13 protein-coding genes are annotated in these 16,086 nt (G+C 48.1%); 7 read left to right on the top strand and 6 right to left on the bottom strand.

The genetic code is table 11. The annotated features are described in order from the left end of the window. Positions 1-3: 3 nt before the first annotated feature. Positions 4-2,445 carry a sensor domain-containing protein gene (locus H8K52_RS02150; RefSeq protein WP_186920993.1) on the bottom strand — a complete coding sequence of 814 codons (2,442 nt, stop codon included), beginning with the start codon at positions 2,443-2,445 and terminating at the stop codon, positions 4-6. Then, positions 2,442-3,725: an HD-GYP domain-containing protein gene (locus tag H8K52_RS02145; RefSeq protein WP_186920991.1), complete on the bottom strand. Its 1,284-nt coding sequence runs from the start codon at positions 3,723-3,725 to the stop codon at positions 2,442-2,444. The genes H8K52_RS02150 and H8K52_RS02145 overlap by 4 nt, the downstream gene beginning before the upstream one ends. Positions 3,726-3,987: 262 nt before the next feature. Here H8K52_RS02145 and H8K52_RS02140 point away from each other — a divergent pair, with 262 nt between their 5' ends. From H8K52_RS02140 to H8K52_RS02110, 7 genes are all read left to right on the top strand, one after another. Then, positions 3,988-4,731 (top strand): metallophosphoesterase family protein, encoded by a 744-nt coding sequence (locus tag H8K52_RS02140; RefSeq protein ID WP_186920989.1) that lies wholly within the window; start codon positions 3,988-3,990, stop codon positions 4,729-4,731. Positions 4,732-4,735: 4 nt separating this feature from the next. Then, positions 4,736-6,211 (top strand): bifunctional serine/threonine-protein kinase/universal stress protein, encoded by a 1,476-nt coding sequence (locus H8K52_RS02135; RefSeq protein ID WP_186920987.1) that lies wholly within the window; start codon positions 4,736-4,738, stop codon positions 6,209-6,211. A 27-nt stretch (positions 6,212-6,238) separates the two neighbouring features. Continuing rightward, the gene (locus H8K52_RS02130) at positions 6,239-9,604 is read left to right on the top strand and encodes a ligand-binding sensor domain-containing protein (protein WP_186920985.1); all 3,366 of its coding nucleotides are present in this window, start codon (positions 6,239-6,241) and stop codon (positions 9,602-9,604) included. A 102-nt stretch (positions 9,605-9,706) separates the two neighbouring features. After that, a complete protein-coding gene (locus H8K52_RS02125) occupies positions 9,707-11,332 on the top strand; it encodes a M28 family peptidase (RefSeq protein ID WP_186920983.1) in 1,626 nt (541 codons plus the stop codon). A gap of 132 nt (positions 11,333-11,464) precedes the next feature. Continuing rightward, a complete protein-coding gene (locus tag H8K52_RS02120) occupies positions 11,465-11,878 on the top strand; it encodes a hypothetical protein (protein ID WP_186920981.1) in 414 nt (137 codons plus the stop codon). Positions 11,879-12,066: 188 nt separating this feature from the next. Continuing rightward, positions 12,067-12,324: a type II toxin-antitoxin system Phd/YefM family antitoxin gene (locus H8K52_RS02115; RefSeq protein ID WP_186920979.1), complete on the top strand. Its 258-nt coding sequence runs from the start codon at positions 12,067-12,069 to the stop codon at positions 12,322-12,324. Between the two features lie 5 nt (positions 12,325-12,329). Continuing rightward, positions 12,330-12,743 carry a type II toxin-antitoxin system VapC family toxin gene (locus H8K52_RS02110; protein ID WP_186920977.1) on the top strand — a complete coding sequence of 138 codons (414 nt, stop codon included), beginning with the start codon at positions 12,330-12,332 and terminating at the stop codon, positions 12,741-12,743. 198 nt (positions 12,744-12,941) lie between these two features. Here H8K52_RS02110 and H8K52_RS02105 read toward each other — a convergent pair whose 3' ends face one another. The 4 genes from H8K52_RS02105 to H8K52_RS02090 form a co-directional block, all read right to left on the bottom strand. Continuing rightward, positions 12,942-13,811 carry a hypothetical protein gene (locus H8K52_RS02105; protein WP_186920975.1) on the bottom strand — a complete coding sequence of 290 codons (870 nt, stop codon included), beginning with the start codon at positions 13,809-13,811 and terminating at the stop codon, positions 12,942-12,944. A 304-nt stretch (positions 13,812-14,115) separates the two neighbouring features. Continuing rightward, a complete protein-coding gene (locus H8K52_RS21930) occupies positions 14,116-14,349 on the bottom strand; it encodes a zinc ribbon domain-containing protein (RefSeq protein WP_222613655.1) in 234 nt (77 codons plus the stop codon). Positions 14,350-14,459: 110 nt separating this feature from the next. Then, the gene (locus H8K52_RS02095) at positions 14,460-15,074 is read right to left on the bottom strand and encodes a hypothetical protein (RefSeq protein WP_186920971.1); all 615 of its coding nucleotides are present in this window, start codon (positions 15,072-15,074) and stop codon (positions 14,460-14,462) included. Between the two features lie 183 nt (positions 15,075-15,257). Further along, positions 15,258-15,938 carry a tetratricopeptide repeat protein gene (locus H8K52_RS02090; protein ID WP_186920969.1) on the bottom strand — a complete coding sequence of 227 codons (681 nt, stop codon included), beginning with the start codon at positions 15,936-15,938 and terminating at the stop codon, positions 15,258-15,260. Between the last annotated feature and the right edge of the window lie 148 nt (positions 15,939-16,086).

The raw sequence follows: 16,086 nt of genomic DNA, 5'->3' as shown, positions 1-16,086 counted from the left end.
GACTTACCGCACCAACAAATCACCTGATTGATGCTCCAAAGGCGTTTCGGGTGGCAAGAATTTCGCTTCAAACTCGTGTGGATCGAGGGCTTTGGCAATTAGGAAACCCTGGATTTCATTGCAGTTTAATTCGCACAATAATTCTCTTTGCTCAACTGTTTCCACACCCTCGGCGATGACTCTGAGTTTGAGCGCGTGCGCTAAGCTAATAATGGCGGTGACGATCGCGATGTCACTTTCATCATTGGGCAAATTCATAATGAAAGAGCGGTCGATTTTGAGCTTATTGATGGGAAAGCGTTTTAAGTAGCTGAGACTAGAATAGCCAGTACCGAAATCGTCAATTGACATTCTGACGCCTAAGTTAGCAATCGCTTGGAGTTTTTTTAGGGTTTCTTCAGCGTCGCGAATTAAGATCGATTCGGTTAATTCCAATTCGATACAATCCGGATCCAGATGGGCTTCGTCGAGTGCATTGGCGAGATCATCGACAAAATTCGTCTGTTGAAACTGTAAGGCGGAGACATTGACCGAGATACGCAAATGACGGCCATCTTTATTCCAGGCGGCGGCTTGGGCAATCGCCGTGTGCATGACCCAATTGCCGATGGAAACAATTAATCCACTTTCTTCTGCAATCGGAATAAACTTTGCTGGGCTGACTTCACCCAACTCTTTATCGGTCCAACGTAACAATGCTTCAGCACCGAATACTTGGTTACTGCGCAAGCAAACTAATGGTTGATAATACAGTCGAAACTCTTGATGCTCGAGCGCTTGACGCATCGCGTGGTCGATCTTCATGCGCGATAGTAAGCCGATGTTCATCTGGCGTTGATAGAATCGAAAATCCGATCGACCACGTTCTTTAACATAGTACATCGCGCTATCCGCGTTCTTAATCAGATCCTCAATTTTGCTACCATCTGCCGGATACAAGGCAATGCCGATACTGCAGGTGACACTGAACTGTATGCCGTCAATACCAAAAGGTGCGCCGACATCGGCGAGTACACGCCGTGCGCAAATCTCCGCGCCACTGGCATTGGCTTGATGCAGTAATAAAACAAATTCGTCACCACCCAGGCGTGCCGCCGTATCAACCTGACGCAAACATTTTTTGAGACGCTCTGTGACTTCAATTAAAACGCGATCGCCAAACGGATGACCGAGTGAATCATTGATCTGCTTGAAATTATCAAGATCAAGAAACAGCAAGGCAAATTCACCATTTCCACGATTAGCGTGGGTGATCGATTGGTTGATACGTTCTTCCAGCAAGAGCCGATTTGGCAGGCCAGTTAAGGCATCGGAGAATGCCAATTCTTCGATTTTTTGTTTGGCGTTATAGCTCTCGGTTCGGTCTTTAAAGAAACCTATGGTATGTAAAATTTGTCCTTCATCGTCTTGCACCCGCACCAGAGAAATCATGCATAAATACGCATGTCCGTCTTTGCGACGATTCCAAATCTCACCTTCCCAGAATCCTTGATGATCTAAATCGGCCAGTAAGCGTTTGAGTAGTTCGGCGTTGTTTTGATTGAGCAAAAAATCACTGATCGTGGTGCCCAACATATCAGTTTCGCTGAATTGGGTCAGACGTACAAAACTGGGATTGATGGTGATAATTTTTTGTTCATGATCTGTAATAAAGATCGCATCGGTACTGGCTTCAAATACTTTTGAAGCCAGCTGTATGCGCGCTTGATCGGCGAGTTTTTGTGAAATATCCCGGAAGGAATAAACCCGTCCGATTGGCCTTCCGCGTGCGTATTGCGGCAGTGTGACGCGCTCTAAAATTTTGCCTGAATGCAGTACCAAGACATCATTGGCCTCGAGCAAAGGTGAGCGCCTGATTGCTGCTAGTCTCTCGTTGTAGTGACTAGCGTCGACCATGCATTGATCCATCCACGAATAGATCGCACCATCTTCGCGCTGCGTTAATAGTTCCTCTGGCAAATTCCATAACTTAGCAAAAAGGTGATTGTAGCTGCGGATACCACCATCCAAGTCCGTCACCAAAATACCATCCGCGGTCGACTCCAAAGTCGCGCGTAACTCGGCGATGAGTTTTTCTAATTCGGTTTCAACATGACGCTGATCCGTATGGTCACGAATCGCCACGACATACATTGCTGTAGCCTGATCCAGATGTACCAGACTGACCCGTCGCACCACCTGTACGATACTGCCATCTGCTCGTCTCAACAACGTTTCCGAATAGATATTATTCGATAAACCGGCAGCGACATCTTCCCAAAAAAACATATCTTCCGGCGATGACGCCAACTCAACGACCGGCATACCAACCAGACTGTTTGCGCTTAAGCCCAACAATTTATGGGCGGAACGATTTGCCGCCAGAATTTCTAGTTGTAGAGGATCAACTAATAGGACGCCTTCCAACATCCCCTCAATTAAGGCGTCCCATTGTCCCGGCATCATGTCAATGATCCCGATAAATTACTGGCCAAGGATAAAGGATCGCTGGCGCGCTCAAAGAAATAGCACAAACGCTTCCGAGGCGATAAATAATCGTAGGCGGCCTTTGGCAATTGGATAGGTTTTAGGCTGCGTCGAATCCCGATTTGCGTCTCATGTTCCAGATTGATCATCAAAGCATCTTCGCGCGGCACCTGCGGGTCGTGAATGATGACTTTGGGTTTAATCGGACGGGCGGAGTTAACCGATACGACTAAAGCATAACGTTCATCGCTAAGTTGTACGACGGAACCTGGCGGATAGATTCCCATCATCTTGATAAAGGCAGTTAGCGTCGGCGTATCGGATTGCGTTTTACTCTTAGTAAATAACTGTGACAGGGCTTCGTGGGGCGTGATCGCGTAGGCGACGTTACTAGGATTGCACAGATTATCGAAACGATTGACCAAGGAAATAATACGGCTAAGCTGCGTCATTTTTTCGACGTGTATCTGGCTGGGATAACCACTGCCATCGGCATACTCATGATGCTGAGCAATCAGCAATGTTGCATCGGTCGACAATTGCAGTTTACGTGCAATATTCACGCCATGAGCAACATGACTTTGGTACAGTTGACGTTCCGCTGGACTGCTTTGTTCATCAAGCCAACGCAAACGATCCGGCAATTCCATTTTACCGACATCGTGCAAAAGCGCACCGATGCCTAGCTCAAGCATATCGTCCTTAGGCAATTCTAAAGTTTTGCCTAACAGTAGCGAGATCAGGGTGACATTAACGCTGTGCAAAGCCGTTTTCTCGCCAGCTTTTTCTGATAACAACCGAATTGCTGATTCTTCCTCATTGAGAATGCCTTGTAGCATGCCTTGTACTAATTGCGTCGCCGCATCTCGTGCTTGCAATGGCTTTGAATGGACAATGTCAGTGAGGTGTTTAAACTCATGAGCCGCTTGACCAAACTGGCGCTCGCATTGCATTAAACTCGCTTGCTGGTGATGCAATAAGGCTTTGCGCTGTTTTGCGGCGATCTCTTCGGGCGTGAGTGATGGGTGAGGCGTATCGCTTTGGTTCACCACGATAGACGTGGTTGGTAAGTGACTTTTCTCGGGCGCATAGCGGATTTGTTGCAAACCCAAACCACGCAACTTCATGAGTTGATCCTGTGTGCGCACCTCGAAACTATTGACCGGAAACGGATGATCCATCCAGCCAATGTCCAGATAAATATACATCCCTATTTTCAGATCGTCAGGACTAATAAATTGAGGATGAACTTCGGCCATTGCGCGCACACTCGGGGAAGTGGGTTATGATAAATGAAGAAAGTTTCTTCTAATCAATTCTTTTAGTATATGCCTAAAAGACCAAAAATAAGCTTAATTCAGAAATTTAAACTGTGATTATGCGGTTTTTTCTTCGGCTAGCGTTGTATTCGTATCCTTGCCAAGGATTTTTTTATCGACTTTCGCGCGTTGATGCAATCGCAGCCACAACAGCCCCTAAAATTAAGCCTGACAATCTTTTTTCCGAATGAAGGTAATTTCCATGTTACTTGCTGTATTCACCGACTTACATGCCAACCGCGAAGCGCTCGAGGCTTGTTTAGCGCATGCCAAAGAACGGCAGGCGGACCAGTTCGCTTTTTTAGGTGACCTGGTGGGCTATGGCGCCGACCCGGGTTGGGTGCTTGATACGGTGATGGCCTATGTCAATCGCGGCGCCTATGTCCTAATGGGTAATCACGATCTGGGTGTGCTGCAAGATGATCGCAAAGATATGAATCCCAATGCGCGCCTGGTCGTCGAATGGACCCGCGAGCAGCTAGACGAGGGGCAACGTAATTTCATTCGCGATCTGCCTATGCAATTTGAGATCGAACAGTGTTTATTCGTGCACGCCAACGCCTGGGCACCGGAGCGCTGGGAATATGTCGATGGTGCGATGGAAGCGGCCCGTAGCATGCGCGCCACGAATGCCGCCATCACCTTTTGCGGACATGTCCATACGCCTAGCCTGTATCACATGAATCATTCCGGTAAAGTTGGTAGCTTTACCCCGATTTCCGATCTGAGTGTGCCACTCAGCAGATTGCGCCGCTGGTTGGCGCAGCCTGGCTCAGTCGGTCAGCCCCGCGATGGAAATCCCGCTGCCTGTTACGCACTGTTTGATACACAACAATTAGAACTGACTTTTTTTCGCGTACCTTATGACACGGAAACTGCCTCGCAAAAAGTGCTGGCAGCCGGTTTGCCAGCCAGTCTGGCGCAGCGTTTAATTCACGGAGGATAAACGTATGTCAGAGTCAAAGTCAGCTATCACACAGGACGAAACCACGAGTGCCACGCCAAAAAAACTGAGCCGACTACAGGTTGGTATGGTGGTTGACGGCTATCAGTTAGAGGAAAAACTACACATGGGTGGTATGGCGGCGCTATGGCGCATCACCGACCTGCAACAACGATTTGTCGATGCAGAATCTAAAGCACCAGCCCTGATCATGAAGGTGCCGCTAATGTTTAGCATCGACGATCCAACTGCCATCGTCGCCTTCGAAGTCGAGCAAATGATCATGCCTAAACTCAAAGGCAAGCACGTGCCCAAATACTATGGCGCAGGCGATTTTGATACCCAGCCGTTTATCGTGATGGAACAAATTGGTGGCGTCTCCTTGAGAACGCGCTTTGATGCCGCACCATTGCCCATCGATGAGGTAGTCAACATCGGGATCAAAGTCGCGACCGCTTTGCAAGATCTGCACCGACAACATGTTATGCATCTCGACCTCAAGCCGTCTAACATCATGTTCCGTGCTGATGGCGATGCGGTATTAATTGACTATGGTCTATCACGCCATGACAAACTACCTGATTTGCTGGGCGAAGAATTTCGTTTGCCTATGGGCACCGGTCCTTACATCGCCCCCGAACAAGTTTTGGGCATACGCAATGAACCGCGTAGCGATCAATTTTCTTTAGGGGTTTTGTTATACCACCTAGCCACTGGTGAACGTCCCTATGGCCATCCAACATCTGTTGCGGGGTTAAAGAAGCGCTTGTATCGCGATCCAGTGCCTCCTCGTAGCCACAATCCAGACATTCCCAACTGGCTGCAAGAAATCATTTTGCGCTGCCTAGAAGTCGATCCCAAAGCGCGTTTTGATACCGCCGCACAGCTCGCTTTGATGTTACAAAATCCGACACAAGTCAGCTTAACCGCACGTGCCGACAAAACAGGCCAAGATGGCTTTATGTCGGTCTTAAAGCGACGCTTTCAGGCTGCAGGCGCAGAACCTTTTGCGCAATACAGCGTGTCAGATCACTTATCACAATCCCCTATCATCATGGTTGCCTTGCATCTAAGCGAAAGTAACACCGAACTCGCCGACGACATACGTATGATTACTAGGCGCCTACTACAAACTGAACCGGGCGCTCGACTGGCCTGTGTCACCATTCGTAAAACCAGCAGAATCGGCCTGGATGAAGGCATGGTGCAAGATGGTCAAAATATGCACGTGAAGCAATTGGTCGAACTCAAGCATTGGGCGCGTCCGTTGCTTGTACGCAACGATAAAATTACCTTTCATGTATTAGAAGCACACGATCCTGCTGCTGCGATTATCGACTACGCGCATAATAATAATGTGGACCAGATTATTATTGGTTCGCGTGGCAGTTCGACTTTACGCCGGTATCTGGGCAGCGTATCGGCACAAGTGGTTGCAGAGGCGGAATGTACCGTCACCGTGGTCAAACAAAGACGCGAGTAGGTCACGTTCTTTTTTGGGAATTCAGGCATGCCTCACTTCGTAAGAGCTTTTCTAGAAATGACGTTATCGGCACGCTCCCATTCACGCCTCTTACTTTGCTTTGTCCTCAGTAGCTTATTTTCGATTGGCGCATCCGCCATCGTCAACAATACCACCAGCACCAACAAAATCAGCACACCCATCACGCATGATTGGGCCAGCATGGCGGATATGGTATTCCACCATCTATCGACCCAACAAGGACTTCCACAATTTAGCGCGACTGCGGTTGAACAGGATGTCGAGGGATTTATCTGGGTCGGCACGCAAGGCGGTTTGGCACGTTGGGATGGCTACCGTTTTCGCAACTACTTACCGATTCCCAATAATTTCGCTAGTTTGCCCGACAACTATGTGACGTACATTTATAACGACAGTCGCAATCGCTTATGGATAGGCACGAATGGCGGTGGTTTGGCACGTTATGATCCCCAAACCGATAGCTTTATCCGCGTTCCAGTTGGCGCAACTGGCATCAGTCATATCACTGTCAATTTCATTACGAGTGACGGTCACAATGGTTTGTGGCTAGGGACACGCGGTGGCCTCAATCACTTTCAGCCAGATACCGGATTGGTCAAACAATACCGCCACGATCCCAATAATCCAGATAGTTTACCCAGCGACATCGTTCGCAGCGTCGTGGTCGATCAGCAAGGTGGTGTTTGGGTTGGTACGAGTCAGGGTCTGGTTAAATTTGATGCGGAAAACAATCGTTTTGTGAAAGTTCATCTGCCTTTGGACTCAGGCAAAGTGCAAAGAATCGTCAGCCTTGGCCTAAGTGACGATCATCGCTTATGGATAGGCACCTTCGATTCAGGCGCGTTTTACTTAGATACGAGTGAGCCTAGCAATACCCCGGTCGTCAATCGCTTATGGGTACAAAATAGCGGCAGCAGAGAATTATTCACCAGCAATGATAATATTTTCACCATCAAAAAAACCAGTAACGAGGAAATCTGGTTGGGCACCTATGGCAAAGGCATCATCATTGTCAACACGAAAACTTTGCAAACCAAATGGATCAAAAGTGAAGCGACCCGTCAAAGCAGCTTGGCCAACAATTCCATCTGGTCGATCTTACGTGACCGTTCTGGACTGATCTGGGTTGGTAGTCAACGAGGTCTCAGTATGCATGACCCTTCTTCCAACGCTTTCTTGACGATTTACGGCGGCGAGAATCGCAGCCACGGTTTGATCGGGATCGATTTCTTTTCGGTATTCGGCTTTGACAACGGTGATGCGTGGATCGGTTCGCAAAACCATGGCATCAATATTTTGGAACCAAACGCCAGTCAATTTAAACACATAACAGCTGACGAAAATAAGCTACACGCCGCCTTACCACAGAGTGCTATTTTCACAATCCACCCGACCACCGATGGACAAATTTTAATAGGCACTGACAAAGGTCTATACATTGCCACCAATGAGAATTACGGGGTCAAGCACGTAAAACTCAGCCCGCGAAATCCTTCACTACGTATTGCCTCCTTACTTCAGCAGGGCGATCAACTGCTCATTGGCGGTCCGGAAGGAATTTGGGAAACTAGCTTAAAGCAAATACAAGATGGGGTAGCAAACAGGCCTGCTTGGACCGCGCCAATCGCCAATAAATTTATCACCATTATGTTAGCTGCAAGCGATGGTGCGATTTGGATTGGGACATCGCAAGATGGTATTTTTCGCTATGACCCCAAGACTCAGGAGCTACGCAATCTCGCACCCGATTCAAAAAACAAAGGCAGCCTAGCCCACCGCAACGTGTCGAGCATCTTATTTGATTCGCGTGGTTGGTTGTGGGTCGGGCTACAAGGTGGAGGGTTGAGTTTGTTGCGCAAACCAAACTCTGGCCCACCATATGTGTTTGAACACTTTGGCAAAAAAGAAGGCTTACCCAATGATCTGGTTAACAAGGTCTTAGAAGACAAACAGGGAAATATCTGGGCGAGCACCGACGAAGGATTTGTGCGCATCCAACCACAAACCATGAAAATTGATTCCTTTGTTGAATCTGATGGGGTGGCAATTACCGGCTATTGGAGCAATTCTGGTGGCCGCATGCGCGATGGTGAATTGATTTTTGGTGGCGTTGGCGGTTTTACCGTGATCCGTCCAGAGCTAGTCAAACCCTATGATTATCAACCACCAGTGGTAGTCACAAACATCCAGCTCGGCGGTAAAACACTGGCAGCAAGTCATGTCGGATTCGTTGGCAAACAAGCCAAAAATATTCAAATACAAGCAGATGCCAACAGTCTGGTGGTGGAATTTGCCGCATTAGATTTTTCTGCTCCAGAGCGGAATCGCTACGCTTATCGTCTCGAAGGCTACGATAAAAACTGGATAGAAACCGACTACAGCCGCCGCCTCGCTGCTTACACCAATCTGCCGCCGGGCAATTATCGCTTGCTATTACGCGGCTCGAACCGCAATGGCAGCTGGAGCGAAGACCATCTGAGTTTATCCATCAAAGTATTACCCGCTTGGTTTCAAACTTGGTGGGCATATTCGCTATACCTGTTATTGTTAAGTTTGCTAATTGTCGGCGTAGTTCGCTGGCGTTTATGGCGCTTAAGCAAAGCCAATAAGACCCTAGAACAACTGGTACAAGAACGCACCCGAGAACTTGAGTTGTCGCGCAAAATGCTCGAAGAACAAAGCCTGACCGATCATCTGACAGGATTGCGCAATCGTCGTTATTTAAATATGGTGATTGATGAAGACATCGCGCATGTTAATCGCGCTTATCAAAAACTCGAAGGCAGTGAGATTAATCGCGCCTCACTCAATGTCGACATCATCTTTATGATGGTCGATATCGATCACTTCAAATCTGTGAATGATGAATTTGGCCATGCTGCGGGAGATCTCGTACTAATCCAAACGACGGCAATTCTGCGTGAGGCGGTGCGCGAAACCGACACCATCATCCGCTGGGGTGGTGAAGAGTTCTTGATCGTCGCTCGCAATGCCAACTATCTGGAAGCCGAAGTCTTAGCCGAACGCATCCGCACCCGCATTGCCGACCATAACTTCATTCTACCCGATGGTAAAACCTTACATCGCACATGCTCGATCGGTTTAACCACCTATCCATTCATTCCGACTTCGGTCGAGTCTTTCACTTGGGAACAAGTGGTGGATATCGCCGACCAATGTCTATATGCAGCCAAGCACGGTGGTCGCAATGCCTGGGTAGGCTTGTTTTTGCTCGGCAATTACTATGCGAAAGACCACATCACCAATATCGCCCTCGAAGTCGAGCAACAAATTGCGCAAGGCCATATTGTCGTCAAAACCTCACTCGACCCCAATATCGAATTAGACTGGTCACACGGGCGCGGCACATAAGTCCACGCCACAGCGGGAACTTACGCCACGCCACCGGGTCTGTATGCAGGTAAAATAAGACCCGCGTTTCCCCCATAGACTAAAAACAGCATTAGGAGAATCATGAACAAACCGCTTTTATTGAGTAGCATCGCCATCAGCTTGGCAATCGCCTTTCCACTCCATGCCGCCGACAAAGTGCGCGCCAACAAAACCGCGATGGTAGAAGAAGGCCCACTGCGCGCCCATATGGCATTGTTGTCATCCGATAGCTTTGAAGGCCGTGGTACCGGCCAACGTGGCGGTGACCTCACCGTACAATATTTAGAAAGCCAATCACAGGTCATAGGCTTAAAACCAGGCAATGGCAACAGCTATCGTCAACTAGTCAAAATCGCAGGCGTCCGCGCCTTGCCACCACAAAGTAGTGTGCAATTAATCGCTGGCGGCTCAGCACTGGCGATCGATTTTGGTAAAGACTGGGTGTGGGCACCAGGCGATGCGCAAGCCACACATCAGTTTGATAACGAGATCGTGTTTGTCGGCTACGGCATCAGCGCCTCAGAAGAAAAATGGGACGACTACAAGGGCCAAGACATGCGCGGCAAGCTCTTGATCATGATGGTCAACGATCCTCAACCAACAGCCGACGATGCCAAACGCTTTGGCGGCAAAGCTCTCACTTACTATGGTCGTTGGACTTACAAATATGAAGAAGCCATGCGTCGTGGCGCTGCTGGTGTCCTCTTAATTCACACCGATGCCTCAGCTAGTTACGGCTGGTCAGTGGTGCAAAACAGCGGCACCGTAGAAAAATTTCAATTAAGCGGTGCTGCCCCTGGCACGGGCTTTCAAGGCTGGATCAGTGAAGATACTGCACGCAAACTATTCAGTGGCGCTGGTCAGGACTTAGATAAATTACGCGCCGCCGCCGAACAGCAAGACTTCAAACCAGTCACTCTCAATGCTAAATTAGCAGGTGAAGCCAAAGCCGAGATTCGTCAAATTGAGCAATACAATGTCGCCGCGGTCGTACCAGGCACGGATCCAAAATTAAAAGACGAAGTCATCATCTACAGCGCGCATTGGGATCATTTAGGCAAACAAGGCACGACTGGCGACACCATTTACAACGGTGCTGTGGATAACGCTTCCGGCACCGCTGGTCTGTTAGCAATGGCAAAGGCCGCGATTCAATCCCCAGGCAAACGCAGCCAAATGTTTTTGTGGGTAGCAGCTGAAGAACAAGGTCTGTTAGGCAGCGCCTTGTATGCAGCCCAACCCTTATGGCCGCTAGAAAAAACCGCAGCCAATCTGAATCTGGATAGTTTAAATTTCGTCGGCATCACCCGCGATGTCAGCACCCAAGGCAGTGAACGCACAGAATTAGGTGAAATTGCAGAAAAAGTCGCAAAGTCCATGCAATTAAAAATCGCTCCCGCACAGCCAGATTTAACAGGAGGCTATTTCCGCAGCGATCACTTCAGTTTTGCGAAAGCTGGCGTACCAGCATTTTCTATCGGTGGCGGTAAGGACTACATTAAAGATCCAGAAGCCGCCAAAGAAAAAGCCAAAGCCTATGGCAAGCGCTATCACCAAGTCAGCGATGAATACGATCCAAGCTGGGATTTATCCGGCATGGTGCAACAAGCGCAATTCACTTTGAATCTTGGTCGTGCTGTTGCCGATGCCGCTAAAATGCCAGCATGGAAAGCCGGCGATCCACTAGGCAAAGTCCGCGCGAAATAATTTCTAGCGATCGATAAAGCATGAGGCTTTACCGTCTCATGCTTTATTTTTTTGTACGCCCAAGTTCAAGATATTGTGAATTAAACCCCGATTTTCCATTGGAAATTCTGGGTTAAGAAGCCGGAAGAAGTCATGTCAACAAGCAGCCCCCGCCCTAGCGAACGCGTACTCTTACAACGCGTGAGAAATCACCTGATCGACTACCTAGAAATCGCCGCCTCATTCCAAGCCCAACAAGAATTTCAAGCGCAATCACCACAACTACACGTGGCAACCGAAGTCCTAGAACAATGGGCAGACTGGGTCAGCTCCAACTGGCAACAAGAGCTCAAAATCCCAACCTTCTCAGAATCCGAGAGAGATGCCATCACGCAGTTTCAAGCGATCTGGCAAGAGACTCATAACACACTAGTTCGCCCGCTACCAGCACTGGAATACATACAACTTGCACCAGCGTGGCAGCAGTTACGCGTCGCTGCTGAGACATGTTTGCAAGTGTTTATGGAACGAGGGAAATTGTCAGATGACGCGGAAGTCATCGAGTAGCTGGGTCATCACTCATAACGCTGCCTACCTAAAGATTGTTGAAATTTAATTTTTAAATAAAAAGATAACTGAATATCAAAGGAAAGACAATTTATTCCAGCATCGTTACGCCACCCCAAGCGCCATTTGACAAGCACCATTATTTTTGACAGACTAGTTACCTGACTAGTTAACAAATGGTGAAAATCATGCACACATGGGCCGTACAGGATGCTAAAGCCAGATTTAGCGAATTTTTAGACGCCTGCCTCGCCGAAGGACCGCAAATGGTCACCAAACGTGGAGCGGAAGCTGCTGTCTTGGTACCTGTGCAGGAATGGCGTCGCTTACAATCCGCTGCCCGACCATCGCTGAAACAGCTTTTACTATCAGATTCTGCACGTGGCGACCTGAATATTCCAACTCGTGGCAATGCGAAACGACGAACAGTTGACTTGATGCGGTAACGATCATGTACTTATTGGATACCAATATCGTTTCCGAATTACGCAAACCGCGACCCCACGGTGCGGTCGTTGCTTGGCTAGAGTCGGTAGACGAGGCGAAACTCTTTTTATCTGCGGTCACCATAGGCGAAATTCAGGCTGGTATCGAATTGACCAGAGAACAAGATCCCGACAAAGCCGCAGAAATACAAACATGGTTAGAGCTCTTGGCTGCCGCTTATAACGTCTTACCTATGGACGCCGTTGCGTTTCGGGATTGGGCGCAGCTCATGCACAGAAAGTCCGACACCTTATACGAAGACGCCATGATTGCAGCAACTGCACGCGTGAATAATTTGATAGTGGTGACGAGAAATATCGCTGATTTCAAAGCGCTTGGTGTTGAGGTTTTTAATCCATTTTCTATACCTGAACGTTGAGTGCGGTATGACGTTCTCAACAAACCTATGCTTCAGCTACAGTCCAAATGAACAAGTGTTTTTTTGAAAACCTTGATCTTCGAAATGTGTCATGTCAGAACCTAACTCAATCTAGTGTAGGCTGTCGCTGAGCCTGCGAAGCCCAACATGGATCGATACGGACATCGACTATTGGGCTTTTCAGCCCAAGCTACTTGCTTATACCGCCTTTGGAAGCTTGTTAATTTCGGCAAACAGGAGATTACGATAGATAACATAGCCATGTCGAGCTCGATGATACTGCACAAGGTTGTCCTTTCGTGCCTGTTCCATGTCTAAGGGCGGTGTACCACCAACACCATAGCAAATCGACATTTTTCCAGGTATCAGTTCATCCTTATAGGTTCCATCAGGTTGCTTCTTTAGTTTAGTTGCGGGTACCACCGACCTTGTAACAGCTTGGGTGTGGCCGAGCGCAAGCCGCGGCCCAATCGCGTGGCTTGAGCGATTGCGATAGTCGGAGGTTGCCTCACGGTAGGTATTGTCGTCGATTGCCTCTATAGCTAAGAGTAGAGCGCCACCCTCGATCCACGGCGAAACAAGATTCTTCAGCCGCTCTTCCTTACGTGCTCTCGTCAAGTACTTTGGCTTCTTTCCTGGCGCGGAATCGCCATCCATATGATCTTTATAGCCGCCCCCTAAGGCGAGGCGGAGTTGGTGAATTGAGTTTGTAGCAACAAATGTGAGCGTATCGCGTGCCGCGCTTGGGCTTAGTAAGCAGTGATGAGCCAATGGTTCCAAGAATTCGCGGCGAAGCTCCCATGCGTCTTCCTCGTTGTAGTCCGCTATCACCTTATTCCACGCATGCCAACGAAGAAGGAGGCCGTGCCAGTGATTTATGATATTTGTTATCTCACGAAGCTCATCTACGACCATCATCGCGCCGAAAACGTGCCACTTGCGCTCAGCAATCTTTCCATCAAAGTCATATGGCAAGTAATCAAGCTTTGGTTCGATGTCTCCAGCGTCGAGCTTCGAAAGATGACGACTAAATGCCGTTCGAAGGAATGCTGCGTACTTTGTTTTCATTTAGTAGTCGCTCCGAACGTCGCGGCGATGGTTATTCTGAAGCATAAGTGAATTAATTTGCAAAATACAAAAATAACCGACTGCAAAAATAAATGCAATTTGTTTCAACTCCCTCGGAACCCGCATGTAGCTTGCTTCGTTTTGGTTATATTGTACAGAAATACGGTTTAACCAAAACGACAAGAAGTGCAGTACAAGTTCAATTCGAAAAGCATAGGTCACGACTAAGTCAAGAGAACACAATTGCATACATTGTTTCCCCTTGAATGAATAAGTAGAACCTTACCGCAGCCCTAAATCCGAGTCACCGTATCTTGCGCCACGTGGCTGACTCCGAGATCTTATCGCGCGCCTCCTTGGAAGCAAAGAAGCGCGACAGTCCACAATCCTTGCACACTACAACCGTGAACTTAGCGGACGACAGGAAACCACCTAGGCCGGGAAGGTAGTTCGGCGCGTACCCGCCGCCGGAAGATACTTCATCACTTGAGTACAAGTTACTGTTGCCACATTCTGGGCAGGTTGACGAATTTGACACTTATTTTCCTTGGATTTAATGCCGAGTTGTAAGTCGCGAGCGCTTACAAATAAAATAGAAAATGACTCATGCGCGTCCTTTTTCAATCGCCATGTTAGGTCTCAAGGTGACTAGCCTGGAACATTGAATGCCGCAACAATGACCAAAGCTGCAGATGCTATTGGAAAATAGTATGCAATCAGTTTGCGAGAGAAGTATGCAATGAGCAGGTCGCGAGACGATGCCGCATAAGAGTCAGTTCCAAGCTCTTGGTCTCCCAAGGTGACTTCAAGTTCACGCTGTGAACCTTGTCTGCTAACGATTGTGATCTTGTGCGCTGCACTCTCGTGGGCTTCGCCTTCGATCGTCCAAGTGACGTCTTGGCTGCCCAGAATGGGGAACGCGACGAGCGCGTTCAACTGGTTGGACCTTGACTTAATATTGAGCTGTCTCTGTCTCGAAATATCGTAGTCCGCCAGAAAGTTCGCGCGGAAAACGAATGCGAGCCACGCAGCCACTGCAACTGTTGCCCATAGAATTACGCCGATAGCCGATTTGGTCTCGTCAGTCGTAGAAGAAATGATGATTCGTAGCACATCCTTGCTGCCAAGGGCGATTGCGACTGCCGAAAGAAGTCCCAACATTGTGAGGACACGGCCGATGCTTTTGGTAAACGAAGAGATCTCTGATAGTGCTTGCAGGTCAATGTCGTCCGTGTGGAGCGTCTTTGGTATGAGGGTTTTCATGCTGATTAGTCCAATCTTCAAGTAGAAATCTGTCCGAGTGCTTTGGGTCGCAAACTATCGGGCTGTGGGTGATCAGGTGCGCGGTTTGCGAGGCCTAACGCAGAAATGAACGGATGGCCGCCCACGAATTCATAATGAACTCAGCCGCGTCGCGGCCAGTCCGATCGATTGTCATGTTAAATTTCACCAAAATTGCCACCACGGTTTTTCGTTAGGTTTATTTGAAACAGTATCTGGGATAACCGATGCGGGAGAAAGTTCGCCATTTACATGAACAACTTCACCACGTTTTCCCGATTTTAATTGAGATAAGAGTTGAGTGATTTTTTCGTCTTCTGGAACCAAAGAAAGATAAGTTTCAAAATTTGATATGGCTACCTCTATCTTATTTTGATTAAGACATGCAAAACCCAACCCCTGATAAATCATGGGATCAACACTTGGGTTGGTCAACTCAATTACTTTTGCAAATAGTCGTTCAGCATCTGGAAAAAACTGCGGCGCAAGACTTACATACATGGAAGCACGACATACCATAGCTTTTATGTTGAATTGGTCAATTCTGAATATTTCGTTCAGAACCAAATCCGCTTTACGCGCAGCGTCTGGTACATCAATGTTATGTCCCATTCTTGCTAAATCGGCGACCACAAATTTTACGTCGATTTCATTTGGATATTCTTTGTATAGCGTTAGTGCATGAGAAAAATCTTTTTCCCATAATGCTCGAATCTCTTTTTTTTGACTTGTGCTTTCCAAATTTGTAGGCCAACCACCGATCACATTGCCGAACAATTTGAGGCGCTCTGCAAAGTACGATAGTTTTTCATCGAGAGACGCAATAGGTATTTGTTGTTCGGACACTTTGATACTCTTTCTGAAATTTAACGCAGAGCTAAGGGGCAGCGTAAGGCTGGGCATAAAATGCGAAGCATGCCCAGACTGAAGCTGTCCAGCGAACGTATGTGAGCGGCCTTGAGCGACCTGTTAGCAGTCATTTTATCCTCATTTG

The sequence above is a fragment of the Affinundibacterium seohonense genome (assembly GCF_014284305.1).
GTDB lineage: Bacteria > Pseudomonadota > Gammaproteobacteria > Burkholderiales > Burkholderiaceae_D > Undibacterium > Undibacterium seohonense.
The sequence above is the reverse complement of the archived record's forward strand: the minus strand, read 5'-3'. Positions and strand labels throughout refer to the sequence as shown.

What these genes read in the sequence shown, in the direction of transcription:
- H8K52_RS02150 (WP_186920993.1), bottom strand. Translation starts at nt 2,445, where the DNA reads ATGATGCCGGGACAATGGGACGCCTTAATTGAGGGGATGTTGGAAGGC.
- H8K52_RS02120 (WP_186920981.1), top strand. Translation starts at nt 11,465, where the DNA reads ATGTCAACAAGCAGCCCCCGCCCTAGCGAACGCGTACTCTTACAACGC.
- H8K52_RS02145 (WP_186920991.1), bottom strand. Translation starts at nt 3,725, where the DNA reads ATGGCCGAAGTTCATCCTCAATTTATTAGTCCTGACGATCTGAAAATA.
- H8K52_RS02140 (WP_186920989.1), top strand. Translation starts at nt 3,988, where the DNA reads ATGTTACTTGCTGTATTCACCGACTTACATGCCAACCGCGAAGCGCTC.
- H8K52_RS02105 (WP_186920975.1), bottom strand. Translation starts at nt 13,811, where the DNA reads ATGAAAACAAAGTACGCAGCATTCCTTCGAACGGCATTTAGTCGTCAT.
- H8K52_RS02135 (WP_186920987.1), top strand. Translation starts at nt 4,736, where the DNA reads ATGTCAGAGTCAAAGTCAGCTATCACACAGGACGAAACCACGAGTGCC.
- H8K52_RS02095 (WP_186920971.1), bottom strand. Translation starts at nt 15,074, where the DNA reads ATGAAAACCCTCATACCAAAGACGCTCCACACGGACGACATTGACCTG.
- H8K52_RS02115 (WP_186920979.1), top strand. Translation starts at nt 12,067, where the DNA reads ATGCACACATGGGCCGTACAGGATGCTAAAGCCAGATTTAGCGAATTT.
- H8K52_RS02125 (WP_186920983.1), top strand. Translation starts at nt 9,707, where the DNA reads ATGAACAAACCGCTTTTATTGAGTAGCATCGCCATCAGCTTGGCAATC.
- H8K52_RS02130 (WP_186920985.1), top strand. Translation starts at nt 6,239, where the DNA reads ATGCCTCACTTCGTAAGAGCTTTTCTAGAAATGACGTTATCGGCACGC.
- H8K52_RS02110 (WP_186920977.1), top strand. Translation starts at nt 12,330, where the DNA reads ATGTACTTATTGGATACCAATATCGTTTCCGAATTACGCAAACCGCGA.